The organism is Bradyrhizobium sp. 1200_D9_N1_1 (genome assembly GCF_052075915.1).
In the GTDB taxonomy this organism is placed as follows: Bacteria; Pseudomonadota; Alphaproteobacteria; order Rhizobiales; family Xanthobacteraceae; genus Bradyrhizobium; species Bradyrhizobium diazoefficiens.
Map to the genome: position 1 here is coordinate 3,429,913 of NZ_CP197226.1, position 24,179 is coordinate 3,454,091.

The window sequence follows — 24,179 nt, forward strand, 5'->3', positions numbered from 1 at the left end:
ATGGCCCAGGAAACTCAAAACGGGATCCAAAATCCCATCATCCGCGTCCGCGACATCACCGTGCAGTTCGGCGCGACGCGCGTGCTCGACGGCCTCAACCTCGACGTCAAGCGCGGTGAGATCCTCGGCTTCGTCGGCCCATCGGGCGCGGGCAAGTCGGTGCTGACGCGCACCATCATCGGCCTCGTGCCGAAGGTCGCAGGCTCCATCGAGGTATTCGGCGTCGACCTCGATTCCTCCAACACCTCGCAGCGCCGCAACGTCGAGCGGCGCTGGGGCGTGCTGTTCCAGCAGGGCGCGCTGTTCTCCTCGCTGACCGTGCGGCAGAACATCCAGTTCCCGATGCGCGAATACTTGCGCGTCTCGCAGCGGCTGATGGACGAGATCACCATGGCCAAGCTGACCATGGTGGGCCTGAAGCCCGAGGTCGCCGAGCGTTTCCCGTCGGAGCTCTCGGGCGGCATGATCAAGCGTGTGGCGCTCGCACGCGCGCTTTCGCTCGATCCGGACCTCGTTTTCCTCGACGAGCCGACCTCGGGCCTCGACCCGATCGGCGCCGGCGACTTCGACGAGCTGGTCAGGACGCTCCAGCGCACTTTGGGCCTGACCGTTTTCATGGTAACGCACGACCTCGACAGCCTTTACACCGCTTGCGACCGCATCGCCGTTTTAGGGAACGGTAAGATCATTGCGGCAGGGTCGATCGCCGACATGCAGGCCTCGCAGCATCCCTGGCTGAGGCAATATTTCCATGGCAAGCGCGCCCGCGCGGTCATGGGCTGAGTGGTAGCCGGAGTACCTGATGGAAACGCGGGCGAATTACGTATTGATCGGATCGTTCACGCTGGCAGTGATTGCCGCGGCGATCGGCTTCGTGCTGTGGTTCCAGTCGCTGCACACCACCAAGCAGCGCAGTCCCCTGCGCGTGGTGTTCGAAGGCCCGGCGGCGGGCCTGCGCAACGGCGGCAGTGTCAATTTCAACGGTATCCGGGTGGGTGAAGTGGTCTCGGTGAAGCTCGATAACCCGCGGCGGGTTGTCGCACTCGCCATGGTCGAGAACAACGCCCCGATCCGCAAGGACACCCTGGTCGGCCTCGAATTCCAGGGCCTGACGGGCGTCGCCGCAATCTCGCTCAAGGGCGGCGAGGAGGCAGCGCCCCCGCCGCCGCTCGACGAGGACGGCATCCCGACGCTGACGGCCGATCCCAACAAGCTCCAGGACGTCACCGAGGCGATCCGCGGCACGCTCCAGAACATCAACAAGATCGTCGCCGACAATCAGGAATCGGTGAAGAACTCGCTGAAGAACCTCGAGACATTCACCAACTCGCTCGCGCGCAACTCCGAGAAGATCGACGGCGTGATGGCCAAGGTCGACGGCGTGATGCTCAAGGCCGACAGCCTCATGCTCGGCCTCAACACGCTCGCCGGCGGCAAGGACGGCGGCGAGCTGTTCCAGGCGGTGAAGTCGATCCGCGAACTCGCCGACGATTTCGACAAGCGCTCCGGATTGCTGATCTCGGACGGCCGCCGCACCCTCGGCGACATCAGCCGCGCCGTGAACAATTTCGACCGCAACCCGACCCGCGTGCTGTTCGGCGCCAGCAACAGCGCGCCGGCAGCCGCCCCGCCGCCAGCCGAGCCGCCGAAGCCGGCGGCGAGCGAGCGCAAGCGGCAGTAGCGGTCCCTCCGTCCATCATTCGTCTCACGCGCGACACGCATCGGCGTCGCGCGATGACCGCGGCGTGCGCGCTGCTCAGGACGGCGAGAGTCCGGTGACGATACGAAAGTATGGGGGTCTGGCCGAGCCAAGGTAGGGGGCGGGGCCGGCGGCGATGTCAGCTATATCGCGCTCAAGTCGCGCGCCAAGGACGCGCGTCGTTTCACTCACAGGGGAGGAGAGCGCGTGGTACGCCTATTGCTGTTGTTGCCGTTCGTCGGCCTGATGATCGTGCCGTTCTACAATATCCGGGAGCCCCAGCTGCTCGGCTTCCCGTTCTTCTACTGGTACCAGCTCGCCTGGGTGCCGCTGACCTCGCTGCTCACCTACATCGTCTACAGGAGCGTGCGTCGTGCTGACTAATGTCGATAGCGCGGCGTTCGCCGTTTTCCTCGCACTGTTCGTCCTCGTCACCGGCATGGGCTTCGTCGCAGCGCGCTGGCGCAAGCCAGAGACGCTCGCCCATCTCGACGAGTGGGGCCTCGGCGGCCGCAAGTTCGGGACCTGGATCACCTGGTTCCTGGTCGGCGGCGACTTCTACACCGCCTACACGGTGATCGCCGTTCCGGCTCTGGTCTATGCGGTCGGCGCCTACGGCTTTTTCGCGCTTCCCTACACCATCATCGTCTATCCCTTCGTATTCGCGGTGATGCCGGTGTTGTGGAAGGTCGCCAAGGAGCGCGGCTACGTCACCGCAGGCGACGTGGTTCGCGGTGCTTACGGCTCGCGTGGGCTCGAGCTCGCCGTTGCGGCGACGGGCGTGCTTGCGACGATGCCTTACATCGCACTCCAGCTCATCGGCATGGAGGTGGCGATCAAGGCGCTGGGGCTGAGCGGCGAGGTGCCGCTCGTCCTCGCCTTCCTGGTGCTGGCGCTCTACACCTATTCGTCGGGCCTGCGCGCGCCGGCGCTGATCGCCTTCGTCAAGGACATCATGATCTACATCGTGGTGATCGCCGCGATCGCGATCGTGCCGTCGAAGCTCGGCGGCTACGGCGCGATCTTCACCGCGGCGGATGCGGCATTCGCCGCCAAGGGCTCGGGCGGCATCCTGCTGTCACCGGCACAGGTCGTGCCCTACGCCTCGCTGGCGCTCGGCTCGGCGCTCGCCGCCTTCATGTACCCGCACACGCTGACCGGCATCTTTGCCTCGTCCGGCGGCAACACCATTCGCAAGAATGCGATGCTGCTTCCGGCCTATACGCTGCTGCTCGGCCTGCTTGCGCTGCTGGGTTACATGGGACATGCGGCGGGACTGAAGCTCGCGAGCAACAACGACGTCGTGCCCGCGCTGTTCAAGACGCTGTTTCCGAGCTGGTTCGCGGGCTTTGCCTTCGCCGCCATCGCCATCGGCGCGCTGGTGCCGGCGGCCGTGATGAGCATCGGCGCGGCCAACCTGTTCACCCGCAACTTCTGGAAGGTGTGGATCGATCCGAAGGTGACGCCGTCGGGCGAGGCGAAGGTCGCCAAGATCACTTCCATGCTGGTGAAGGTCGGCGCGCTGCTCGCCATCCTGCTGATGCCGACGCAGTTCGCGCTCGACCTGCAGCTGCTCGGGGGGCTCTGGATCCTCCAGACGCTGCCGGCGCTGGTGTTCGGCCTCTATCTGAACTGGTTCTCGAGCACCGCGCTCCTGGCCGGCTGGGCCGTCGGCCTCGCAGGCGGATCGTGGCTGGCCTGGTCGGACGGGTTGAAGCCGCTGCACGGCATTGACCTCGGGGCTGGCCCGGTTGCGATCTACACCGGTCTGTTGGCGCTCGCCCTCAACATCGTGGTTGCCGTCGTGGTCAACCTGGTGCTCAAGCGCATGCCGCAGGAGCGGCTGTCCCGCGAGGCAGCCTGAGGTTGGCCTCACCGGCGGCCGGAGATCTCCGGCCGCCAATCCCTCCGGCATGAATAGCCTTCCATGCGATTGAAAACGCTCTAGTATCCGCCCCGGCGCTCCGGCCGCTCGTCGGGGGCGGATCGGATGGTCTCGGGTGAGGATGTCTTGCAGGCGTGGTTCGTTCTTGCGGTCGCTGCCGGCTATGTGACCACGCTGTTCCTGGTGGCCTGGTGGGGCGATCGGCGGAGCGCAGGTGGGCCGCTGGTCTCGCCAAATTCCTGGGCGGCCGCGATCAGCTATTGCCTGACGCTTGCGGTCTACAACACCTCCTGGAGCTTCTACGGATCGGTCGGGCGTGCCGCCACCAGCGGACTGGACTTCGCCACGATCTACATCGGCCCGACCCTGGTGCTGTTGTTCGGCCAGACGCTCCTGTCCAAGGTCATCGCGATCGCGAAGGCGCAGAACGTCACCTCCGTTTCGGACTTCATCGCCGCGCGCTACGGCAAGAGCCAGGTACTCGCGGCCTTCGTGACGCTCGCATCGCTGCTTGGCGTGCTTCCCTATATCGCGCTTCAGCTCAAGGCCGTCGGCAAGAGCTTCGATTATCTGATCCTCCAGCCGGAGCGGGCGGGCGGCGAGGCGCTGCGGTTCTGGCAGGACTCCGCATTCGGCGTCGCCGCCTCGATGGCGCTGTTCGCGATCGTGTTCGGCGTCCGGCATGTCCACGCCAGCGAGCATCATCGCGGGCTGATGCTCGCGATCGCGTTCGAGAGCGTCGTCAAGCTGATCGCGTTCCTGATTGTCGCGCTGTTCGTGCTGTTCGGGCTGTCCGGCGGGCCGGGCGCCCTGCTGTCGCAGTTTCAATCGGATCCGCAACTGACGGGAATCCTGAGCTTCGACCCGATGCAGCCGGTCTGGCCTTCGACGATCATCATCTCGGCTATCGCCTTCCTGTGCCTGCCGCAGGCATTTCACGTGGCCGTGGTCGAGAACGAGGCGCCGGCGCATACGCGCACCGCGGCGTGGCTCTATCCGGCCTATCTTGCGCTGTTCAGCCTGCTGATCCTGCCGATCGCTGCGGCGGGGCTGACCAGGTTCGGCGCCATGATGGACCCCGACACCTACGTCATCTCGCTGCCGATCGCGGCGGACGCGAGCACCGTCAGCCTGATCGCCTTCCTGGGCGGTCTGTCGGCCGCCACCGGCATGGTGATCATGACATCCGTCGCGCTCAGCACCATGCTCTGCAACGATGTCATCATGCCGCTGCTGCTGCGCTCGCGGTTCTTCGGCCTGCGTGCGCAGAGCCGGCCGATGACCTCCGTGCTGGTGGCGGTGCGCCGGCTCTCGATCCTCGGCATCCTGCTGCTCGCCTATCTGACGCACCGCCTGGTCAACCAGGCCTATCCGTTGACCGTGATCGGTCTGTTGTCGTTCGTCGCCGTCGCACAGTTCGGACCGGCATTCGTCGGTGGCTTGTACTGGCCGCGCGCCAACAAGGTCGGCGCGTCGGTCGGGATCGCGGCCGGATTCTGCATCTGGGCCTATACGCTGCTGCTTCCCTCGGCCGCGCCGCTCTGGCCCGCGGTCGGAGAGATCGTTCGCCTGGGCCCATGGCAGCTCGCCTGGCTCAAGCCAAACGCGCTGTTCGGTATCGACGGGCTCGATCCGATCTCGCATGCGACGCTGTGGAGCCTTGCGGCCAACCTCGTCTGTTTTCTGGCATTCTCGACGCTCGGACGGCAGTCGACCGTCGAGCGCAACCAGGCCGCCGCATTCGCCGACGGCGTCGTCCGCGAGATGGTCCCGAAGCTGTCCTCGCGCGTGGTGGTTCGCCTCGACGATCTCCGCGCGCTGACGCTGCGTTTTGTCGGCGTGGAGCGGGGCTCGGCGGCTTTCGACGGCTATCTCGCCTCCCGCACGACCGGTACCGGGCCGCGTCTCGACCCATCGGGTCTCGTCGATCTCGACTCGATCCGATTCACGGAGAACCTTCTCGCCGGCGCAATCGGCGCGGCGTCGGCGCGCGTGGTGATCGCAGCTTCGCTGGAAGGGCACTCGCTGTCGCGGCGGGAGGCGATGGCGATGCTGGACGAGGCCTCCGAGGCGTTGCGCTTCAACCGCACGCTTTTGCAGAGCACGCTCGAAAGCGTACCGCAGGGCATCTGCGCGTTCGATGCCGATTTCAACATCACGGCCTGGAACGGCCGCTTCATCGCGCTGTTGGACCTGCCTCCGGACTTCGTGCGTGTCGGCCTCCCGCTGGCGGACCTGATCGCCTTCAACGTCGAGCGCGGCGAATATGCCGCATCCGAATTCGCCGCACTCCTGGTCAATCGTGACGTCGCCACGCAGAGCTGGCCCTATCTGTACGAGCGCAAGCGGCCGGATGGCACCGTGCTCGAGATCGTCTACGATCGCATCGCGGAGGGCGGCTACGTCTCGACCTATACCGACGTAACCGAGCGTCACCGCGCGGCGGAAGCCCTGCGGCGGGCCAACGAGGATCTCGAGCTGCGTGTCCGTGAGCGGACCGAGGCGCTCGAGCGGGCCAAGGCGGAGGCCGAGCAGGCCAATCTCGGCAAGACCCGCTTCCTGGCGGCGGCCAGCCACGATCTGCTGCAACCGCTGAACGCGGCGCGGTTGTTCCTGTCCGCGCTCGACGAGAGTCTGCACATCTCCGCGTCATCGGGCGGAGTCGACAAGGAGCGCAACCTGGCGAGCAGCGCGATCACGGCGCTACGTTCGACCGAACATGTGCTCGACAGGCTGCTCGACATCTCCTCCTATGATGCCGGCGCCGTTCGTGCCGAGCCGTTCGAATTCCCGATCGCGGATCTGCTCGTGCAGCTGAAGGTGGAGTTCTCGGCGATGGCGCGGGAGCGCGGGCTTGTCCTGCGCGTCGTCGATTGCGGGCTCGCGGTGCGCAGCGACCCGCATCTGTTGCGGCGGATCCTCCAGAACCTGCTGTCGAACGCGCTGCGCTACACGCCCAAGGGCCGTATCCTGCTCGGCTGCCGGCGGCGCGGCGGCGACCTGCGCATCGAAGTGTGGGACACCGGCGTCGGGATCGCGGCGGAGGATCAGAAGCGGATCTTCGAGGAGTTTCAGCGTCTCGCGCCCGGACCGGAGAAGGGCCTGGGCCTCGGCCTTGCGATCGTGGATCGTGTCTCCCGGCTGCTGGGCCATGCCGTCGACGTCCGATCGCGGCCGGGACGCGGTTCCGGCTTTGCCGTCACGGTGCCGCTGGCGCGCGGCGCGGGGACATCGCTTCAGCGCAAGCCGGCAAGCCCGGCGCCCGCGGCCGCCGAGCGCGCGATGACGATCCTGTGCCTCGACAATGATGTGACCATTCTCGATGGCCTGACGGCACTGCTCGGCGGATGGGGGCACCATGTGCTGGTCGCTGCGGACGCTGACGGAGCGATGCTCGCTGCCGCGGCCAGTCCGCCGGATATCGTGCTGCTCGATTATCACCTCGATGGCGGCCGCAGCGGCTTGGACTTTCTCGATGATCTCAGGCAGAAGTCGGGTCGCGACGTCCGCGCGCTGGTCGTCACCGCCGATCGCAGTGAGGCGGTGCGCAAGGAGGCGGGGGCACGCGGCTGCGCGATCCTGTCGAAGCCGGTCAAACCGGCGGCGCTGCGGCGCTTCCTCGGCGGCGAAGCCCTGAGCCGGCAGTTCGGAGCGAAACAGAGGACTTCCCCGGCGTGACCATGCGCATCCTCATCGGTGACGATCACCCGCTGGTACAGGCCGCTTTGCGCAGCGCGCTTTCGACCGTGCTGCCCGATCTCGACATCGTCGCCTGCCAGTCGCTCGACGAGGCGCTGAGCGTGCTGTCATCCCAGTCCGACGAGATCGACCTGATCCTGTGGGACCTGACGATGCCGGGCATTCAGGGATTTGCCGCGCTGTTCATCTTGTCGGCGCAGTTCCCGACGGTGCCGGTCGCGATCATCTCGGCGCGGCAGGATGCCGCCACGATCCGCCGCGCTATTGCCTACGGCGCGTCCGGCTATATCCCGAAATCGCTCAGCCTGCCGGAGATGGCCGACGCGATCACAAAAATCCTCGCCGGTGAAATCTGGATGCCGCCCAATGTCGGGGGACGGGGCTCGATCCAGAGCGCCGATGTCGAGCTGGCCGCGCGCATGGCCACGCTGTCGGCGCAGCAGCTCCGCATTCTCGCGATGATCGTCGAGGGCAAGCTCAACAAGCAGATCGCGGGCGAGCTCGACATTGCCGAGCAGACGGTGAAGGGCCATGTCTCGACCATCCTGCGCAAGCTCGGCGTCGGCTCACGCACGCAGGCCGCCGTCCTGGCCGAGCGGCTGTCGTTCGGCCAGCCCGGCGGCAATTGAGCCCAGGACATCCAAACGAAAACGGAGGCCGCGAGGCCTCCGTTTTTTATTCGCGATTGGCTTGAGTGTTACCCCAGCCGTCCCGCCGCGTGCGCGAGCAGCGTGTACACCAGGCCGGTCTCCGAGGTCAGGTGGCTGCGCAGCTCCTGCGGGCCGCGGCCGTCGCGGGCGACTTCGTCGAGCAGGCGTTCGAACTCAGCGACATAGCGGTCGACCGTGCCCTTGAAGTTGCGGTCGGCGCGATACTTGCGGGCGACCTCGTCGAAGGCCTTCTGGCCGGCGGGCGTGTAGAGGCGCTTGGTGAAGGCCTTGTTCTCGCCGCGCTGGTAGCGGTCCCACATCTCGGCGGCGAGGTTGCGGTCCATCAGCCGGCCGATGTCGAGCGACAGCGATTCCAGCGGATTGCTGCTACCTTGCGGAGCCTGCGGCTGCGGAGCCGGTGCAGGCTGGCGGCCGCGCGGGGCCTCGCGGCCGTTCGGAGCGCCCTGGTTGGCGTCCGTGCGGTTCAAGAGGTCCGACAGCCAGCCGTCGCGGCCCTGGTCGTTGCCGGCCGGCGCAACCGGCGGAGCTTCGGTGCGGCGCGAAGTGGCCGGCATGCCGAGGTCCGGCGGCGGCAGCGTCGAGGCGCTGCCGGTGTCGCGCAGGCGGGTCTCGGTGCTGCGAGCGCCGACGGCCGCCAGCAACGGCTCTTCCTGGCGCTGCACGCTGGCGCGGCCCGCCGTCGAGACGTCGAGGCCACGGCCATGCTGGGCCACGATGCGGTTGAGCTCGGCGAGGGCCTCGATCTGGTCGACGATCACCTTGCGCATCTGCGCAGTGCTCTCGGCGGCCTCCTGCGGCATCTCGAGCACGCCGCGGCGCAGCTCGTTGCGGGTGGCTTCGAGCTCGTTGTGCATCTCCAAGGCCATCTGCTTCATGCTGGAGACGAGGTTGGAGAACTTCTCCGTCGACTGCTTGAACATCGCATCCGCCTCGTCCGTGGTCTGGCGGTAGATGTCGTGCATGGCGTCGAGGGTCTGCCGGTGCTCTTCCTCGGAGGCCGCGCGCACCGCCTCGAACTGGCGGGTGATTGCGGCGGAACCTGCGCCGGCGGTCTCCGCGACGACGCGGGCGATGTCGCGGGCGCGCTCTTCGGCCGCGGCCAGCGATTCATCGAGCAGGCCGGTGAAGCGCGACAGGCGCTGGTCGAGATCGGCCGTGCGCAGGTCGATCGTGGTGACGAGCGATTCCAGCGCCTGCTTGCGTTCAGCGAGCGAGGCGGTGGTGTTCTTGTTGCTCAGCTCGACGACCTGGGCGGCTTCGACGAGCGCCTTGCCGTGCGCGTCGAACTGGGTAGACAGCTCGCCGAGATCCTGGAGCGCCCGCGTGGTCTTCGTGTTGAAGACGTTGAGCTGGTCTTCCAGGTTCTGCGTCGCAGCGCCGTTGCGCGAGGTGACGTCGTTCATCGCCGAGACGAAGTCGGCGACACGCGTCACCAGCGCCCGCTCGAGCGAGTTGAGGTTGTCGTGCGCACCGGTCAGCACCTCCTGGAGGAGGATGTTGCCTTCGCGCAGACGCTCGAACAGGGCGACCGTGTCGGTGCGCAGGATCTTGCTGGTCTCCTGCATCTCGGTGACGGCCGCGATCGAGACCTGGCGCGACTGGTCGATCGCCGCGCGCGAAGCCTGCTCGAGGTCCTTGAGCGACTTGCCGACCGCGCCGGTGGCCATCTCGCTCGCCGCATTGATGGTGCGGGCGACTTCGGAGCCGTTGCCCATCATCGTCTGCGAGAACGCATGGCCGCGCGTCTCGATCGACTTCAGCGCGTCCGAGGTGACGCGGTCGATGTCGAGCGTGAGCTGGCTGGTCTTGGAGCCGATCGCATCGACCAGGGCGCCGCGCTTGGCGTCGATCATGTTCGACAGACGGTCGGCCTGCTGCTGCACATAGGTGACGATCTCGTCGGTCTTACCGGTCATGGCCTGGCCGAAGCTGCTGCTGGCGGCGAGCACGGAGCGCTCGACGTCGGCCGAACTCGACTTGACCCGCGAGCTCGCCTCGTTGGAGGCGGAGATCAGCGCGTTCTGGGCGTTGAGCGCGCTGGTCTGGATGTCGTTGGTCGCGTTCGCGGTGGCCGCGCTCAGCGCGCGCTCGATCTCGGTCGAGATCGTGCGGATCTGGCTCGCGGCATCCGCCGAGGTCGAGGTCAGCGAGGTCTGGGCCTCACGCGCGCTGTTGAGGATGGTCGAGGCGGTGTCGGCGCCGACCGCGGTCAGCGTGCGCTCGATGTCCGTGGTCAGCGACTTGATCTGGCCTGCCGCGTCCGTCGAAGCGGAGATCAGCGTGCCCTGGGCCTCGCGCACGCCGCTGGTGAGCGCCTCGATGGTGGCGCCGCCGGCGGTCGCCAGCGCGCGCTGCATCTCGGCCGCGAGCGAACGGACCTGGCTGGTCTGTTCGGCCGAGACCGCGAGCAGGGTGCTCTGGGCGTCGCGGGCGCTGGTCGTGATCGTCTCGGCGGTCGACTGGCCGACCTGCGAGAGCGAACGGTGCACTTCGGCCGCGAGCGACTTGACCTGGCTCGCCGCATCCGAGGACGCCGTGACCAGGGTGTTCTGCGCCTCGCGGGCGCCGGTCGTGATGGTCTCGGCCGTCGCGGTGCCGGCCATCGAGAGCGAACGCTGCAGGTCCGACGACAGCGCCTTGATCTGGTTGGCGGTCTCGCTGGAGGCCGCGATCAGCGCGCTCTGCGCATCGCGGGCGCCGGCGGTGATGGATTCCGCCGTGGTGGCGCCGGCCAGCGACAGCGAGCGCTGCACGTCGGCGGTGAGCGTCTTGACGTGGGTGGCGGCATCCGAGGAGGCGGTGACGAGCGTGGTCTGCACCTCGCGGGCGCCGGCCAGGATCGAGGCTGCGGTCGCAGAACCGGCCGCCGACAGCGTGCGTTCGACGTCGGCCGCGAGCCCCTTGATCTGGTTGGAGGCATCGCCCGAGGCGGCAACCAGCGTCGACTGCGCTTCGCGGGCGCTGGTCAGGATCGAGTTCGCGGCGCCGGTGCCGACCGCGGTCAGCGCGCGCTCGACCTCGGAGGAGGTCATCTTGAGCTGGGCGTTGACGTCGGAGGAGACCGTCATCAGCGACTGCTGCGCCGTGCGCGCCCCGGTCTGGATGGTCTCGCTGGTGTTGACCACGAGGTTGGTGAGCGAACGCTCGGCGTCCTCGACATGCGAGCGGATCGCGGTCGAGATCATCTCGGCGCGGGACATCATGTCCTCGCTGGCCTGGCGGCCGCTGCTCTCGATGCGGCCGGCGACTGCCTCGACGCGCGAGCCGAGCAGGTCCTCGAACTGCGCCACGCGCACGTCGATGTCGCTGGCGACCGAGCCGACCTTGGTCTCGATGGCCTGGTGGATGTCCTGGAAGCGCGCCGTGACCGTGTCGGTCAGGTGCATGCTGCGACCGTCGATGATCTCGGTGACGCCGGTGATGCGGCGGTCGACCGCCTCGATCGCCTGCGCGGTGCCGTCCGTGAGGGTCGAGGTCAGGAGGCTGAGGCGCGAGTCGATCGACTGCACGGCCTGCGAGGCGCCGTTCGTCACTGCGCTGGTCAGGTAGGTGAGGCGGGAGTCGATGGATTCGAGCGCCTGCGAGGCGCCGCCGGTGAGCGTGGTCGTGAGGTGCGTCAGGCGCGTATCGATCGTCTGGATCGTCTGGGATGCGCCGTCGGTCAGCGTCGTCGTGAGGCTGGTCAGGCGGGAGTCGATGGACTCGAGCGCCTGCGAGGCGCCTCCGGTCAGCGACGTCGTCAGATGGGTGAGGCGGGAGTCGATCGACTGGATCGCCTGCGCGGCACCGTCGGTCAGTGACGCGGCGAGCGTGTTGAGACGTCCGTCGATGGTCTCGGTGACGGACCTCGCGCGGGTGTCGAACGACTGTTCGAGCGCGGTGACGCGGCCGCCGAGCTGCTGGTCGAAGGTCTTGATGTGGCCGTCGATCGTGCTGTCGAGGCTGGTGATCTTGCCGTTCAGCGAGTCATCGAGGTTGGCGACGCGTTCGCCGACCGTGGTCTCGAACTGCATCAGGCGCTGGTCTAGCACGGCCGTGATCCGGCCGCCGTGCGAGGTGAAGCGGGTGTCGAAATTGTCGACATAGGTCTTCAGCGTCTCGGCAATGTCCTGCGTGCGCTGGCCCATGCGCTCCACGACCTCGCCGCCGAACGTCTTCACGGTGCGGTCGAACTCGGAGATGTGACGGGTGATCAGCGCGCCCAGCGTGCCGGAATCGCGGGCGAACTTCTCGACCAGCTCGGTGCCCTGGTTCTTCACCAGTTCGTCGAACGCGCTCATCTGGAGCGACAGCGAGTCGTGCGCGGTCTCGGTCTGGCTGACGACCTTGGCGACCAGGGTGTTGACGGTGGCGTCGAGCGCGTCGCTCGCCTTGTCGCCGGAGGTCATGATCTGGTTGGCGAGCCGGTTGCCGGCATCGTCGATCTTGGCAGAGAGGTCGTTGGAGCGCAGCTCGAGCTCGAGCAGCAGGGAGTCCGACGAATTCTTCAGGCTGTCGTGCACCTGCTCGGTGCGCTCGGAGATGCCGTCGACGATCGCGGCGGAGCGCTGCTCGAACTCGCCGGTGATGCGGTCGATGCGCTCATTCAGCATCTCGTGGACGCGGTCGGCGAGGTCGACGAACTCGTCGTGGACGTGGCCGGTCTTGAAGTTGAGGCTGGTGGTCAGCCGCTCGCTGGCGTCGAGCACGGCGCGCGTGGTCTCGTTGCTGGCTTCCTCGAGGCGGTCGAGCAGGTCGCCGCCGCGCTCGCCGAGCGCGAGGATCATGTTGTCGCCGGCATTGCTCAAGGCGCCGGTGATGTGGGCGCCGCGCTCTTCGAGAGCGCCGGTGATGCTCTTGGCGACCTCGTCGACGCGCGAGGCGATCGCGTCCGAGATCAGCGCGATGTCGTGGCGCAGGTCGATCTGCACGCCGGAGATGGCGCTGCGGACCTGCTCGGCCTGGCCGACCAGGTTGTCGCGCTGATGCGCGATGTCCTGGAGCAGGGCGCGGATACGCACCTCGTTGTCGGAGTAGGCGCGCTCCAGCGCTGCGACCTCGTTGGCGACCAGCGTCTCGAGCTCGCCGGCGCGCGCGATCGCGCGCTCGATGCCGTCGCCCATCGCCGCAACCTCGCGGCGGATGGCCTGGCCGACGGTGACCATGGAATCGGAGGCCGAGCCTTCCGGCTCGGAGAAGCGGATCGCAACCTGCGCCATCGCCTGTGCGATCATGCGCATTTCCTGGCCGCGCCAGACCAGGCTCGCGAGGAAATAGAACAGCATGATCGGCGCGAAGAACATCGCGATCAGGCCGGCGATGACGAGCACGCCGCCGCTCTGGCCCATGGCGGCCTGGATCGAGGGCAGGAAGCCGACGGTCAGCGCGGCGCAGGCCGCGAGCCAGACGCCGGCGAAGATGGTGGCGAAGGTATAGACGCTGCGGGCAGGGCGGCCCTTCTGGAGCGCCTGGAGCAGCTGGCCGATGGTCTCGCGGTCGTCATTGGCGGCGCGGCGCGTCGAGCGCGGCTCCTCGATCGTATCGAACACGGTGGCCCGCTCGTTCGCGGCAGGGCGCGGCTCGAAGCTCGGCTCGTCAAAGATCGGGGGCTCCGGGGGCGCCACCGAAGACGCCGTTTCGTTGCGCATCGAGGCGTTGCGGCTGGTGTCCGCAGCGGTGTCGCTGATGTTCAGAGCTTCCTGGATCGCAGAAAGCGCAACTTCTGTCGGGTCTTTGACCTTTTTCGGAGTGTTCGCCATGTTCAGTCCGAGCCCTCGTTACTTGTACGCGTCCCCCCGCGAGCCCCGCGCGCTACGCAAGCCCACAGACCGGATCATGCCGCTTGCGCGGATCTTTCAGCCGTCCCCACCCGGACGGCTTGTCCGCCAATTTCTCCAACATCCTATTGGCAGAGCGTCGCGAATGAAATGCCCGCGATTAAGACAATCTTAATCATCGTTAACAGGATCGGGCCGTAACGCCTTAGCAATAAATGCAATTCTCCACCGGACTCGGCCGATTGCGGCAACTTTTCGTCAATAAACGGGCGGATTTACGTAAGGCGGCCCAAACATTTCGTTAACCACTTCCATGCTTGGCTGGGAGGAACCGCACCGCCGAACCGGCGGAACCGTCGCGCGATGCCGGGGTCCTGCGCCATGACGCCTGAACTGCAACGGATGGAATGGATGCCCTCGCCCCCGCTTGCGCCCGTCGACAGCGCGCTCGATCTCGACCACCTCTCCCGCATGACGCTCGGCGACGCCGAGCTGGAGCAGGAAGTGCTCGCAATGTTCGCCGAGCAGGCGGTTCGCCTGCTCGCCGCGATGACCAATTTGCCGGCCGAGGCCGGCGCGCTCGCGCACAAGCTCAAGGGCTCGGCCCGCGGAATCGGCGCCTTTGCGGTAGCGGATGCCGCCGCTCACCTGGAGACCGCGATCCGGACCGGCCACGACCGGCACCACGCCTTCGCCGCGCTGAAGGAGGCCGTGGCCGAGGCCCGCGCCGCCATCGAGGCGATCCTGAAGCACTAGGCCGGCGACCCCCGCAAACGGCGGTGTCTCTAGTCTTTTGTTTTGACGCGTTTTCTGCCCGCAAACCGGGATCCAGCTCGCATCAAAACGCTATGGCGCCGGGCTAACCGACCCGTTATAGGACAGCCCGGACCCTCCTTCATTCCCAACATCGCGGCAGCACGAGCACACATGGCCAAGATTCACTTTGTCGACCACAAGGGCGAAACCCGTACGGTGGAAATCGAGAACGGCGCAACCGTGATGGAAGCCGCCATCCGCAACAGCATTCCCGGCATCGAGGCCGAATGCGGCGGCGCATGTGCCTGCGCGACCTGCCATGTCTATGTCGACGAAGCCTGGCGCGAGAAGGTCGGCAGCCCGACGCCGATGGAAGAGGACATGCTCGACTTCGGTTTCGACGTGCGCCCGAACTCGCGCCTGTCCTGCCAGATCAAGGTCTCCGACGAGCTCGACGGGCTGGTCGTGTCGACGCCGGAACGCCAGGCCTGATCCGACCGTCCCCCTGCATCAGGTGCCAGGCGGCGCGACCTCGATGCCGCGCTTGTGCCAGGGTCTGAGCTTCTCGACGATCTCCGCGGCCAGCGGCGCCGGCCGCCGCGTCGCCTCGTCGAGCATGACGCCGACCGACGTCGCCGAGGCGATGCATTTTCCCTGCGAGAACACGACCTGCTCGAAGGTCACTGACGTCCGTCCCAGTTTCACCACGCCGAGGCCGAGCTCGATCGTGTTCGGCCAGTGCAGCTCGGCGCGGAAATGGATGTCGAGCCGCACCATGATCCAGGCGAGGCCCGGCGGCGTCAGCCCGTAGTCCGGGCTCTTCATCAGGGTGACACGGCCGGTCTCGAAATAGGTGGCATAGACCGCGTTGTTGACGTGCTGGTTGGGATCGAGATCGCCGAAGCGGACGTTGTCGCTGAGGCGGTAGGGGTAGTCCTCCAGGCGCGGCGTCGTATCGAGGCGGCTTGGTGCGTTCACCGATTGATCTCCGTCATATCCAGCCTCGTTACAGCCCAGTTATTTTGACCCGGCAAGTGGGCGCGGTTGCGGGGCGCTCCCGCTTTTATGCCTTCCCTGATCCATCCCCGTTGGCTAGACAGGCAGGGTCACCTCGGCCCAAAGGGCGCCGTCCAACCGATAACGATAAAGAGACGACATGAGCGACGTGATCAAAACCGATGTGCTGATTATTGGCGCCGGCCCCTGCGGTCTGTTCGCCGCCTTCGAGCTCGGCCTTCTCGATATGAAGGCCCATTTCGTCGACATCCTCGACAAGGTCGGCGGCCAGTGCGCCGAGCTCTATCCGGAAAAGCCGATCTACGACATTCCCGGCATTCCGCATGTTTCGGGGCAGGGGCTCACCGACGCGCTGATGGAGCAGATCAAGCCGTTCCATCCGACCTTCCATCTCGGCGAGATGGTCGAGACGGTGGAGAAGATCGGCGATCCCGCATTTCGCTGCACCACCGATGCCGGCAAGGTGTTCGAATGCAAGGTGCTGGTGATCGCGGCCGGCGGCGGCTCGTTCCAGCCCAAGCGTCCGCCGGTGCCGGGCATCGAAGCCTATGAAGGCACCTCGGTGCATTACGCCGTGCGCAAGATGGAGACGTTCCGCGACAAGAACGTGCTGATCGTCGGCGGCGGCGATTCCGCGCTCGACTGGACGCTCAATCTGCATCCGGTGGCCAAGCGCATCACGCTTCTGCACCGTCGCGACGAATTTCGCGCAGCCCCTCACAGCGTCGAGCAGATGCGCGCGCTGGTCGCAGCCGGCAAGATGGATCTCCGGCTCGGCCAGGTCACTTCGCTCGCCGGCACTGACGGCAAGCTGACCGGCGCGACGATCAAGGGCAACGACAACAACGTCACCGAGATCGCCTGCGACGCCATGCTGCCGTTCTTCGGGCTGACCATGAAGCTCGGTCCGGTCGCGAACTGGGGCATTGCGCTGGAGAACAATCTGGTGCCGGTCGAGACATCCGCGTTCGAGACCAACATATCAGGCATCTTCGCCATCGGCGACATCAACACCTATCCCGGCAAGATCAAGCTGATCCTGTGCGGCTTCCACGAGGGCGCGCTGATGTCGCAAAAAGCCCATCGCTACGTCTATCCGGAGAAGCGGCTCGTGTTCCAGTACACGACCTCGTCCTCCAGCCTGCAAAAGAAGCTCGGGGTCAGCTGACCGCGAGCGGGGCGGGAAGGATGCCCCATGTTTCTGGTGCTGGAACCGTTCGCGAAATCGCCGTAGTCTGCGGCCATTCCAGTCGTGGAATAGCAAGGTGATCATAATGCGGAATCCGTTTCCCAGCTTTCGGCTGCTCTCGCTCCTCACGCTCGCGCTGTCGCTCGGCGCGGTGAGCCCGGCTGCGGCGCAAGCCCCGGTTGCGACGTCGGCCCAGCCAACCGCCGCAGGGCTCTGGCAGAAGGTCGAAGACGGCAAGACGGTGGGATGGTTCCTCTTCGTCGACCACAACGGTGTGTTCGAAGGCGTGATCGCCAAGACGTTCCCGCGGCCCGGCGACGATCCGAACGAGGTCTGTGCGAAGTGCACGGACGATCGCAAGAACGCGCCGGTGCTAGGCCTTTCCTTCATCCGCGACATGAAGCGCGACGGGTTGAAGTATGATGGCGGTAACGTGGTCAATCCGCGCGACGGCAATATCTGGAAGGCCAAGATGACGGTGAGCCCCGATGGCCAGACCCTGACCATGCGCGGCTTCCTCGGCATCTCCCTGTTCGGCAAGGACGAGACCTGGACGCGCCTGCCGGACGCCAACATCGCGCAGGTCGATCCCGCCATCGTTGCCAAATATCTGCCCGCACAGGCCGCAGCGACCAAGCCCGCACCCGCGCCCGCGGCGAAGAAGGGCGGCGCAATGATGGCGCCGGCGCCGAAGCAGTAGGCTCTACAGTCGTTGTTTCACATGCCGCTGTCATTCCCCGCGCAGGCGGGGAATCCAGTACGCCGCAGCCTCTCGATTCAATCACGTCCGTCACGGAGTACTGGATCGCCCGCCTTCGCGGGCGATGACAGCTGAGTGCGTGGCACGTGCGCGCCTCATCTCGTCATTGCGAGCGTAGCGAAGCAATCCAGTAAGGTTGCTTCCGCATTCTCTTGTCGCCCGCATGAGCGAAGGGATATGCGGGACCACTTGTCCCTGATATCGCTGCGCTCACCCGGGCTACGGAATTGTCAATACGTCCGCGCCTTCTTGCACGGCGCATAGAAGGTGCCGTTGCCGGCAACGACCCGCTCGAGGCATTGCCGGGGATCGGTGATCTCGCCGTCGACCTGGAAATAATAGGCCTGCGTGCCCAGGCTCAGGACGTAATGTCCGGGCGCAAGTTCGAGCTCTGAATCGCCGGTGTGAAGCTCGTGCATCTCGGGTGTCCCTGGAATCGGTGACACCCGGAACGGATAGGCGAAGTTGCGGATGACGCCGACGTCGTCTCCGCCATTCAGCGTCTTGCCTGCGGCGTCGGTCGAAAACTCCCTGGCGATCTTCGCCACGACCCGAACCTCGACGCGTTCGGGAATCGCGTGTGCGGCGTCGCGGCGGAACACGATGAATTTGACGCGGCCGTTCGGCAGATGCGGCCGGTCGGGCTTCTTGAACTCCGGTGAAATCGCGACGCGCATGTCCGGCGCCATGACGCCGGTCGCATTCAACTCCGCCAGCGATTTGTCGTCGATCAAGGCGTAGACGCCGTAGTCGGCTGGAAGCACGCGCGTCGGTTTCAACGGCGGTGCGACGGCGGTCACCATTTCCGGCTTGCTGACCGTGATCGTCGTCTCCGGTCTGGGCGGGACCAGCGCGATCTCCTGGGCTTGGGACGAAACCAGCCGGCGCAGCGCGGCGATATGGTCTCGCTGCGAGATGAGAAGAACGATGGCGCCGGCGGCAAGCAGGACGGCCCCCGTACGCTTCATCACCGGCCAGAGCGGACCTGAGATCGCAGGCCGCCTGGATGTCTCGATCGCCGATCGCAGGACGGGAGCGTCGGCGGACAGAAGTGGGCCGCCTGTCTCACCCGCCTTCGACGATGTGAGTTGATGTTGCGGCAACCGCTCCAGCGGCGCCTCTTCACGCGAGAACTTCTCGACCTCCTCGATTGCGACCTCGAGCGCCCGCTTCATCTGGTCGATGTTCTTGGCGTCGGCGTAGGTGAACTGCTCCTGGAGCTTGTAGCGGGCAAGATCGTAGACGAGCTGCCGCCTGAACTCCGGATCATCCTTCACCGTCTCCAGCATGCGCGAAATCACCAGCGCAAACTGCACCTCGTTTGCGGGCAAATCGGTCGCGTCCTGCTGGCCAGGGAGCAACTCTCTCGAACTCATAGCGCTGCCGGTCCAATGCCAGTCACGCCGTCACCTGATTTCTCTAATCGAAACAGCCGGTTAAATAAATGCGATAGGTTTCGCGGCCACGTTCGTACACGTTGAGGTGCGACAAGGAAAGCCTCGAAAATGCGCGACAAATCGCCGGCACCCGGAGCATGCAGGACGTGCGTGCCGACATGGGCAACACCGTGCGAGCAGTAGTTCTCCGGAATGCGCGCTGGCGCCGGATTTGCATAGCTGTCGCAAAGCCGCTGGGGAGCGAGTCGCCGTCTCCACGCCTGCCGCCACTGTGCGGAGGGCCGACGGCGGCGCCTATCCCTCGCGGCGCTGATTGCGATCTGCGGGAAGACGACATGCGACTTGCCAGACTATGTGCGGCGGCGCCGCTGGGGCTGATGGCGCTGCTTGCGACCTCGGCGCTGGCGCGCGACGACGGCCGCTACGCCAACTCGCCGCTCAAGCCCTGGTTCGAGAGCCTGCGCAGCGAATACGGACAATGCTGCTCGGATGCCGACGGCTACGTGGTCGCCGATGTCGATTGGGAATCCGACAAGGGGCGTTACCGTGTGCATCTCGACGACGAATGGGTGGTCGTGCCCGACGGTGCCGTGATCACCGAGCCGAACAAGATCGGCCGCACCATGGTGTGGAAGCACTATATCGACGGCCATCCGCGCGTGCGCTGCTTCATGCCGGGCAGCATGACGTAGAAACGTGCGAGCGCCGAACTCCTGACGGCGCGGAAGAGGTTCGTCATGCCCGGGGGCTCGTCCCGGGCATCCACGTTCTGAGTGGCCTCGGCAAGACGTGCATGGCCGGGACGAGCCCGGCCATGACGTTGTGGAAACTTCAGCTCAACGATGCGATCGTTGTCCGGTGACGGACGCTTAGCGCGCCTCGCTCGCCGAACCGGCGCTCGCGAGCCGTTTGACCCGCGGCGACAGCACCGAGACTTGCGCGGGCGAGGCGGGCATGCCGGCGACGGTCATCGCAGGCGAAGCCGACTGCTCCTCGACGCCGGCGCCGCCGAGCACCTGCACCTGCGTTGCCGAGATCGGAAACGACTTGATTTCGTAAGAAGGAAGCTCGCCGGCGAACGCCCCGGCCGAGCTCGCAATCATCGCGCCGGCAATGGCAATCATCGAGAGAACACGCATTGGAAAATCTCCGTGAAAGATGGCAATCGGAGGTTTGGTCGCATCGATGCCGCAACAGGTTCGCTGGTGTGCGAACATTCGATCGCCGCCGGCGCTCTATTTGATTGCGTGATGCGACAGGCGCGAAACGCGGAAGAAGTTTTCCGCGCCAATGTTTCCGGACGGTTTCACGGAGGCCGAGGCGATTTGCTAGCGCGTTTGCAGATCGAGCTGCCGGGATCTGGTCGTCGCTGTGGCCTCGGGAAAGCACAGGCGCATCGTCGTGCCGCGGCCGGGCTCGGAGGAGATGACCAGCTCGCCGCCGTGGGCGGCCATGATCTCGCGGACGATCGACAGGCCGAGGCCGGCGCCGTCGCCCGCGCTGTTGCCGGTCTGAAACGGCTCGAGCAGCTTGTGCTCCGCATCGTCGGGCAGGCCCGCGCCGTCATCGTGGATCGAGATGCTGCCGCGATCGAGCGTGGCGGTGATGCGTCGCGCGCCACGGGCGTGGATGAGCGCGTTGCCGACGAGATTGGCGAGCGCGCTGCGAATGGCTGCGTCCACGCCCTGCACCAGCAGCGGTCCCTGGTCGGCCCGCTCCAGCGCAAGCTCTATGCCGGCGTCCAGCGCCGAGGGGCCGAAATCGGCCAGCACGTCCAGCGTGATCTCCGCAAGATCGATCGGCCGCTTCTCGATCGCGTGATTTTGCAGGCGCGCGAGGTCGAGCATGGCGGAGACCAGCGAGGTGAGGCGGCGAACATCCCGCACCAGCTCGACCTTCAGTGCCGGATCGGGCACGTCGTCGATCTTCGCGCGCAGCAGTGTGAGCGGCGTGCGGAGCTGATGGGCAGCATTGCCGAGAAAGCGGCGCTGCATCCTGATATAGGCGTCGATCTCGCCGAAGGCGCGGTTCAGCGCCTCGACCAGCGGCTTCAGCTCGCGAGGGACCTCGCACAGGGAGATCAGACCTTGCGGTGCTGCAGGGTCGATTGCGAGCGCGCGAAGCGCCACCCGTTCGATACCGCGTGAGACGAAACGCGCGGCCAGCGCCGCGCCGACGGCAACGGTCGCGGCAAAGGCCAGCGCCAGCAGCGTGATCGAAAAGACGCTGCGGATGAGAAAGTTTCTTGCAAGCCGGGCGAAACGGACGTGAGGCTCGCCGACCATCATCGCGAGCTGCAGCGAACCCCTTTGCACGACGGCGAGGCAGAAGGTGCTCTTCTGGTCGAGCGTGCTGAAGACCGATGAGCCGACGGGCCCGTGATAGGGAAACGCGAAGGGGAGGGCCGGCCGGCGTTCGCTGCCGTACTCGCTGACCATGTCGCCTGCGGACACGACGTACCAGAGGTTCGGGCTGTCCGCCTTCAGCTCTTCGAGGGCGGGCGTCGGGCGCACCGTCAGGTTTTGCCCTTCGACCATGGTGGCGCGATCGAGAACGGCGGCCACGACCCGGCAAGCCCTGAACTCGCGTTCCTCCATCGGATAGCGCCAGATGAAGAGGCCGAGCATGATCAGGAAAATCGTCGTCGCGGCGATGCCGAGCGACAGCGCAAAGGTCCGGGCGATCGACGTCATCGCGGCGTTGCCAGCCGCAGGATGTAGCCGATGCCGCGCATGCTGCGGATCTCGACGTCGCCGCCGAGCGCGGCCAGCTTCTTCCTGAGGCGCGAGACCTGCGCTTCGAGCGTGTTGGATTCGATCTCGTCGTCGAAGCCGTAGATCTCCTCGATCAGGGCGGAGCGGGTGATGACGCGGTCGCGGCGCATGAGGAGCGCTCCGAGGATCAGCGCCTCGCGCCGCCGCAGCAGGATTTTGGTGTCGGCGACCACCGCCTCGTTGCTGCCGAGATGCAGCTCGACATTGCCGAGCGACAGCACCGCGGGTGCGAGCAGGCGAGGCCGGCGCAAGACGGCGCGCACCCGCGCAATCAGCTCCTGCGGCTCGAACGGCTTGCCGAGATAGTCGTCGGCGCCGCCGTTGAGGCCGTCGACGACATCCTCCTTGGCGTCCTTGGACGTCAGCATGATGATGGCGGGGCGTTCCGGCGACCGGCTCAGCGCCGTGACCACCTCGAGCGCATCGCCGTCCGGCAGCATTCGGTCGACGATGGCGAGATCGTATTTGAAGTTGTCCAGCGCCTGCCGGGCATCGGCAATCGAGCCGACAAGGTCGACGACGCCGTGCAATTGCCCGAGCAGGCGGCTGACATAGGCGCCGATCTGCGGTTCGTCTTCGATCACGAGGGAGCGCACGCGGGTCGTCCTTGACTCTGCTGGGGCAACAAAACCCCGACCTTGACGCTCGCTGGCCGAATTCCGGCAGTTCGGTTCGTGCGCGAGGTTCCCTTTAAGGCAGCGAGCTTGGCGAATAAAAGGCAGGGACGAGAGCGCTCACTTCGCGCGCGGTCAAAGTTAGGAGCGTGAACGTGGCCCGGGCAATGTTCGGGCAATGTTGATCCGGCGGCGCATCTGGCGCGCGGAATGTCGCAGGGACGGTTGCCCGTTGCAATCTTGGGGCAATTTTGCCGGATCACATGCTGGGCTCCTGACCACACCAGTCGACCGGCCAGCAGGGCCGGTCCGGGGCCCAGTAATGAAGCATCTTGACGAAGCCGCTCTCGATCGTGCCGCGCGCGCGCAGCAAAGCTTGCTGAGCGTATTCCTTGCCGCACTCGGCGCGATCATGGCGATCCCTCAGTCTGCATCGGCGCAGACCGCGTTTACGCTCCCGGCTCCGCCGTTCGATGTACCGATGCTGCCCTCGCCCTCCGGCAACTGGACCGTCATGGTTGGCATCGGCGGCGAATACACGCCGGACTTCGTCGGGTCGAACAACGGAAAATTCCGCCCGATTCCAATCTTCTCGATTCGCCGCGCCGGATCGTTCGACCAGTTTCGCGGCCCCCGCGACAGCGCCAGCATTGCGCTGCTCGACGTCGGCAATTTTCGCGCAGGGCCTGCGTTCAAATACGTCTCGTCGCGCAAGAGCGACAAATATTCCGAGCTGACAGGTCTCGGCGACGTCAAGGCCGCATACGAGCTCGGCGGCTTCGTCGAATACTATCCGGTCGACTGGTTGCGTCTGCGCAGCGAACTGCGTCAGGGCGTGGGTGGCCATACCGGCACGGTGGCCGACGTTTCCGCCGACGTCATCGTGCCGCTGATTCAAAGGCTCACGATCTCGGCGGGCCCGCGCTTCACCTGGAAGAGCACCAAGGCGACCGCGCCGTATTTCGGCGTCGACGCGGCGCGGGCGCTGGCGTCGGGACTGCCGACGTACGATGCCAGGGGCGGTGCGCACTCGGTCGGCTTCGGCAGCCAGATCTCCTATCGCATCAATCCCCAGTGGGAGGTCCATGCCTATGTCGAATACGAGAAGCTGCTTGGCGACGCCGCGGACAGTCCGCTGGTGAGGCTGCGTGGATCGTCGAACCAGACCACGATCGGCCTCGGTGCGTCCTATTCGTTCGACTTCAGGATTCGATAGTCGTCATGCGCCGTCATGTTGTTCTATGGATCGCCCTTGCGGTGACTTCCGTCGTCCTCAGTGCCGCCGCGGCGTTCGAGACGCGCGCGAGCCGGCTCCAGGCGATCAAGACCGTCGGCATCGTCTCGGCCGTCGGCGAGGAGATGAGCCTGACGCAGGCCGGCCTGACCGCGCTCGGCAACACCGGGCAAAGCACCTCGATCAGCGCGTGGGGGCTGGACGAGATGATCGTCCAGCAGGCGACGAGGCTGCTGAGCCCACGCTTCCGCGTGCAGGCCGTGAGCTACAGGCGCGCCGCGTTCGCCGCGATCAGGGATTCGGCGGTCGCGCCCGTCAATCTCCTGCGCAGCGATCCGTTCAAGGAGCTGGTTCGCAGCGATGTCACGCCACAGGGGCTGGATGCGTACATCGTCATCACAAGGGCAAGATCGAAGCTTGGAAACGGCCGCAACGTCGAGGGTGTCGGGCTCGCCGAATACCGGACGCTGCTTGCGGATTACGGTTTGATCCACGCGCTGTACGAGGTGCGTGTCATCGACGGCAAGTCATTCGACGTGATCGAGAAGCGGGCGGCTGCGCCGCTCGACAACACCGGCACCCTCCGGCTCGCCGGCCCGAGCGGGCCGGTTGACGAGACGTTCGGCGGTTCGGCTTCGGGCGAACGGCTGCGCGCGGCGATTGCGGACCTCATCACGCGCAGCCTGCCCATCACGCTGGGCGACATGCACCTGACCGACAGTCCGTGA

Annotated in this window: 19 protein-coding genes; 13 read left to right on the forward strand and 6 right to left on the reverse strand. The window is 66.2% G+C overall.

Annotated features, from left to right (window positions below; translation table 11 throughout):
- The 6 genes from AB5K84_RS16410 to AB5K84_RS16435 all read left to right on the forward strand — a co-directional run bounded on the left by AB5K84_RS16410 (position 1) and on the right by AB5K84_RS16435 (position 7,912).
- Positions 1–783 carry an ABC transporter ATP-binding protein gene (locus tag AB5K84_RS16410; RefSeq protein ID WP_028173242.1) on the forward strand — a complete coding sequence of 261 codons (783 nt, stop codon included), beginning with the start codon at positions 1–3 and terminating at the stop codon, positions 781–783.
- Positions 784–802: 19 nt separating this feature from the next.
- Positions 803–1,681, forward strand: a complete 879-nt coding sequence (locus tag AB5K84_RS16415) for an MlaD family protein (protein WP_110116650.1) — start codon at positions 803–805, stop codon at positions 1,679–1,681.
- Positions 1,682–1,906: 225 nt separating this feature from the next.
- The gene (locus AB5K84_RS16420) at positions 1,907–2,083 is read left to right on the forward strand and encodes a DUF3311 domain-containing protein (RefSeq protein WP_028173432.1); all 177 of its coding nucleotides are present in this window, start codon (positions 1,907–1,909) and stop codon (positions 2,081–2,083) included.
- Complete coding sequence (mctP, locus tag AB5K84_RS16425; RefSeq protein WP_028173244.1) at positions 2,073–3,563, forward strand: monocarboxylate uptake permease MctP; 1,491 nt, start codon at positions 2,073–2,075, stop codon at positions 3,561–3,563. The genes AB5K84_RS16420 and mctP overlap by 11 nt, the downstream gene beginning before the upstream one ends.
- Positions 3,564–3,710: 147 nt before the next feature.
- Positions 3,711–7,262 carry a hybrid sensor histidine kinase/response regulator gene (locus AB5K84_RS16430; RefSeq protein WP_171463851.1) on the forward strand — a complete coding sequence of 1,184 codons (3,552 nt, stop codon included), beginning with the start codon at positions 3,711–3,713 and terminating at the stop codon, positions 7,260–7,262.
- A complete protein-coding gene (locus tag AB5K84_RS16435; protein ID WP_011088629.1) occupies positions 7,259–7,912 on the forward strand; it encodes a response regulator transcription factor in 654 nt (217 codons plus the stop codon). The genes AB5K84_RS16430 and AB5K84_RS16435 overlap by 4 nt, the downstream gene beginning before the upstream one ends.
- A 68-nt stretch (positions 7,913–7,980) precedes the next feature.
- On the opposite strand, the gene AB5K84_RS16440 is transcribed toward AB5K84_RS16435, so the two are convergent.
- Complete coding sequence (locus tag AB5K84_RS16440) at positions 7,981–13,692, reverse strand: negative regulator of septation ring formation (protein WP_110116648.1); 5,712 nt, start codon at positions 13,690–13,692, stop codon at positions 7,981–7,983.
- 399 nt (positions 13,693–14,091) lie between these two features.
- Here AB5K84_RS16440 and AB5K84_RS16445 point away from each other — a divergent pair, with 399 nt between their 5' ends.
- On the forward strand, positions 14,092–14,466 hold the full coding sequence (locus AB5K84_RS16445; protein ID WP_097532223.1) for an Hpt domain-containing protein: 375 nt from the start codon (positions 14,092–14,094) through the stop codon (positions 14,464–14,466).
- 171 nt (positions 14,467–14,637) lie between these two features.
- The gene (locus AB5K84_RS16450; RefSeq protein ID WP_011088626.1) at positions 14,638–14,958 is read left to right on the forward strand and encodes a 2Fe-2S iron-sulfur cluster-binding protein; all 321 of its coding nucleotides are present in this window, start codon (positions 14,638–14,640) and stop codon (positions 14,956–14,958) included.
- 18 nt (positions 14,959–14,976) lie between these two features.
- On the opposite strand, the gene AB5K84_RS16455 is transcribed toward AB5K84_RS16450, so the two are convergent.
- The gene (locus AB5K84_RS16455) at positions 14,977–15,444 is read right to left on the reverse strand and encodes an acyl-CoA thioesterase (RefSeq protein ID WP_060908223.1); all 468 of its coding nucleotides are present in this window, start codon (positions 15,442–15,444) and stop codon (positions 14,977–14,979) included.
- Positions 15,445–15,622: 178 nt separating this feature from the next.
- Here AB5K84_RS16455 and AB5K84_RS16460 point away from each other — a divergent pair, with 178 nt between their 5' ends.
- Entirely contained in the window at positions 15,623–16,651 is a 1,029-nt protein-coding gene (locus tag AB5K84_RS16460) for an NAD(P)/FAD-dependent oxidoreductase (protein WP_011088624.1), read from the forward strand.
- 106 nt (positions 16,652–16,757) lie between these two features.
- A complete protein-coding gene (locus AB5K84_RS16465) occupies positions 16,758–17,372 on the forward strand; it encodes a DUF2147 domain-containing protein (RefSeq protein ID WP_028173249.1) in 615 nt (204 codons plus the stop codon).
- Between the two features lie 290 nt (positions 17,373–17,662).
- On the opposite strand, the gene AB5K84_RS16470 is transcribed toward AB5K84_RS16465, so the two are convergent.
- A complete protein-coding gene (locus AB5K84_RS16470; protein ID WP_441232543.1) occupies positions 17,663–18,763 on the reverse strand; it encodes a hypothetical protein in 1,101 nt (366 codons plus the stop codon).
- Positions 18,764–19,164: 401 nt separating this feature from the next.
- Between AB5K84_RS16470 and AB5K84_RS16475 the strand changes: the two genes are divergently transcribed.
- Positions 19,165–19,521, forward strand: coding sequence for a hypothetical protein (locus AB5K84_RS16475; protein WP_028173251.1), 357 nt, complete (start codon positions 19,165–19,167; stop codon positions 19,519–19,521).
- A 177-nt stretch (positions 19,522–19,698) separates the two neighbouring features.
- Here AB5K84_RS16475 and AB5K84_RS16480 read toward each other — a convergent pair whose 3' ends face one another.
- The 3 genes from AB5K84_RS16480 to AB5K84_RS16490 all read right to left on the reverse strand — a co-directional run bounded on the left by AB5K84_RS16480 (position 19,699) and on the right by AB5K84_RS16490 (position 22,199).
- Positions 19,699–19,968: a hypothetical protein gene (locus AB5K84_RS16480; protein ID WP_038967743.1), complete on the reverse strand. Its 270-nt coding sequence runs from the start codon at positions 19,966–19,968 to the stop codon at positions 19,699–19,701.
- Between the two features lie 189 nt (positions 19,969–20,157).
- Entirely contained in the window at positions 20,158–21,522 is a 1,365-nt protein-coding gene (locus AB5K84_RS16485; protein WP_110116646.1) for a sensor histidine kinase, read from the reverse strand.
- A complete protein-coding gene (locus AB5K84_RS16490) occupies positions 21,519–22,199 on the reverse strand; it encodes a response regulator transcription factor (protein WP_110116645.1) in 681 nt (226 codons plus the stop codon). Before AB5K84_RS16490 ends, AB5K84_RS16485 begins: the two co-directional genes overlap by 4 nt.
- Before the next feature lie 340 nt (positions 22,200–22,539).
- Here AB5K84_RS16490 and AB5K84_RS16495 point away from each other — a divergent pair, with 340 nt between their 5' ends.
- Positions 22,540–23,433, forward strand: a complete 894-nt coding sequence (locus AB5K84_RS16495; RefSeq protein ID WP_246790633.1) for a MipA/OmpV family protein — start codon at positions 22,540–22,542, stop codon at positions 23,431–23,433.
- 5 nt (positions 23,434–23,438) lie between these two features.
- Entirely contained in the window at positions 23,439–24,179 is a 741-nt protein-coding gene (locus AB5K84_RS16500) for a hypothetical protein (RefSeq protein ID WP_110116643.1), read from the forward strand.

Coding starts and splice junctions, on each gene's coding strand:
- AB5K84_RS16445 (WP_097532223.1), top strand. CDS start 14,092: ATGACGCCTGAACTGCAACGGATGGAATGGATGCCCTCGCCCCCGCTT.
- AB5K84_RS16410 (WP_028173242.1), top strand. CDS start 1: ATGGCCCAGGAAACTCAAAACGGGATCCAAAATCCCATCATCCGCGTC.
- AB5K84_RS16460 (WP_011088624.1), top strand. CDS start 15,623: ATGAGCGACGTGATCAAAACCGATGTGCTGATTATTGGCGCCGGCCCC.
- AB5K84_RS16485 (WP_110116646.1), bottom strand. CDS start 21,522: ATGACGTCGATCGCCCGGACCTTTGCGCTGTCGCTCGGCATCGCCGCG.
- AB5K84_RS16415 (WP_110116650.1), top strand. CDS start 803: ATGGAAACGCGGGCGAATTACGTATTGATCGGATCGTTCACGCTGGCA.
- AB5K84_RS16465 (WP_028173249.1), top strand. CDS start 16,758: ATGCGGAATCCGTTTCCCAGCTTTCGGCTGCTCTCGCTCCTCACGCTC.
- AB5K84_RS16475 (WP_028173251.1), top strand. CDS start 19,165: ATGCGACTTGCCAGACTATGTGCGGCGGCGCCGCTGGGGCTGATGGCG.
- AB5K84_RS16440 (WP_110116648.1), bottom strand. CDS start 13,692: ATGGCGAACACTCCGAAAAAGGTCAAAGACCCGACAGAAGTTGCGCTT.
- AB5K84_RS16450 (WP_011088626.1), top strand. CDS start 14,638: ATGGCCAAGATTCACTTTGTCGACCACAAGGGCGAAACCCGTACGGTG.
- AB5K84_RS16495 (WP_246790633.1), top strand. CDS start 22,540: ATGAAGCATCTTGACGAAGCCGCTCTCGATCGTGCCGCGCGCGCGCAG.
- AB5K84_RS16480 (WP_038967743.1), bottom strand. CDS start 19,968: ATGCGTGTTCTCTCGATGATTGCCATTGCCGGCGCGATGATTGCGAGC.
- AB5K84_RS16500 (WP_110116643.1), top strand. CDS start 23,439: ATGCGCCGTCATGTTGTTCTATGGATCGCCCTTGCGGTGACTTCCGTC.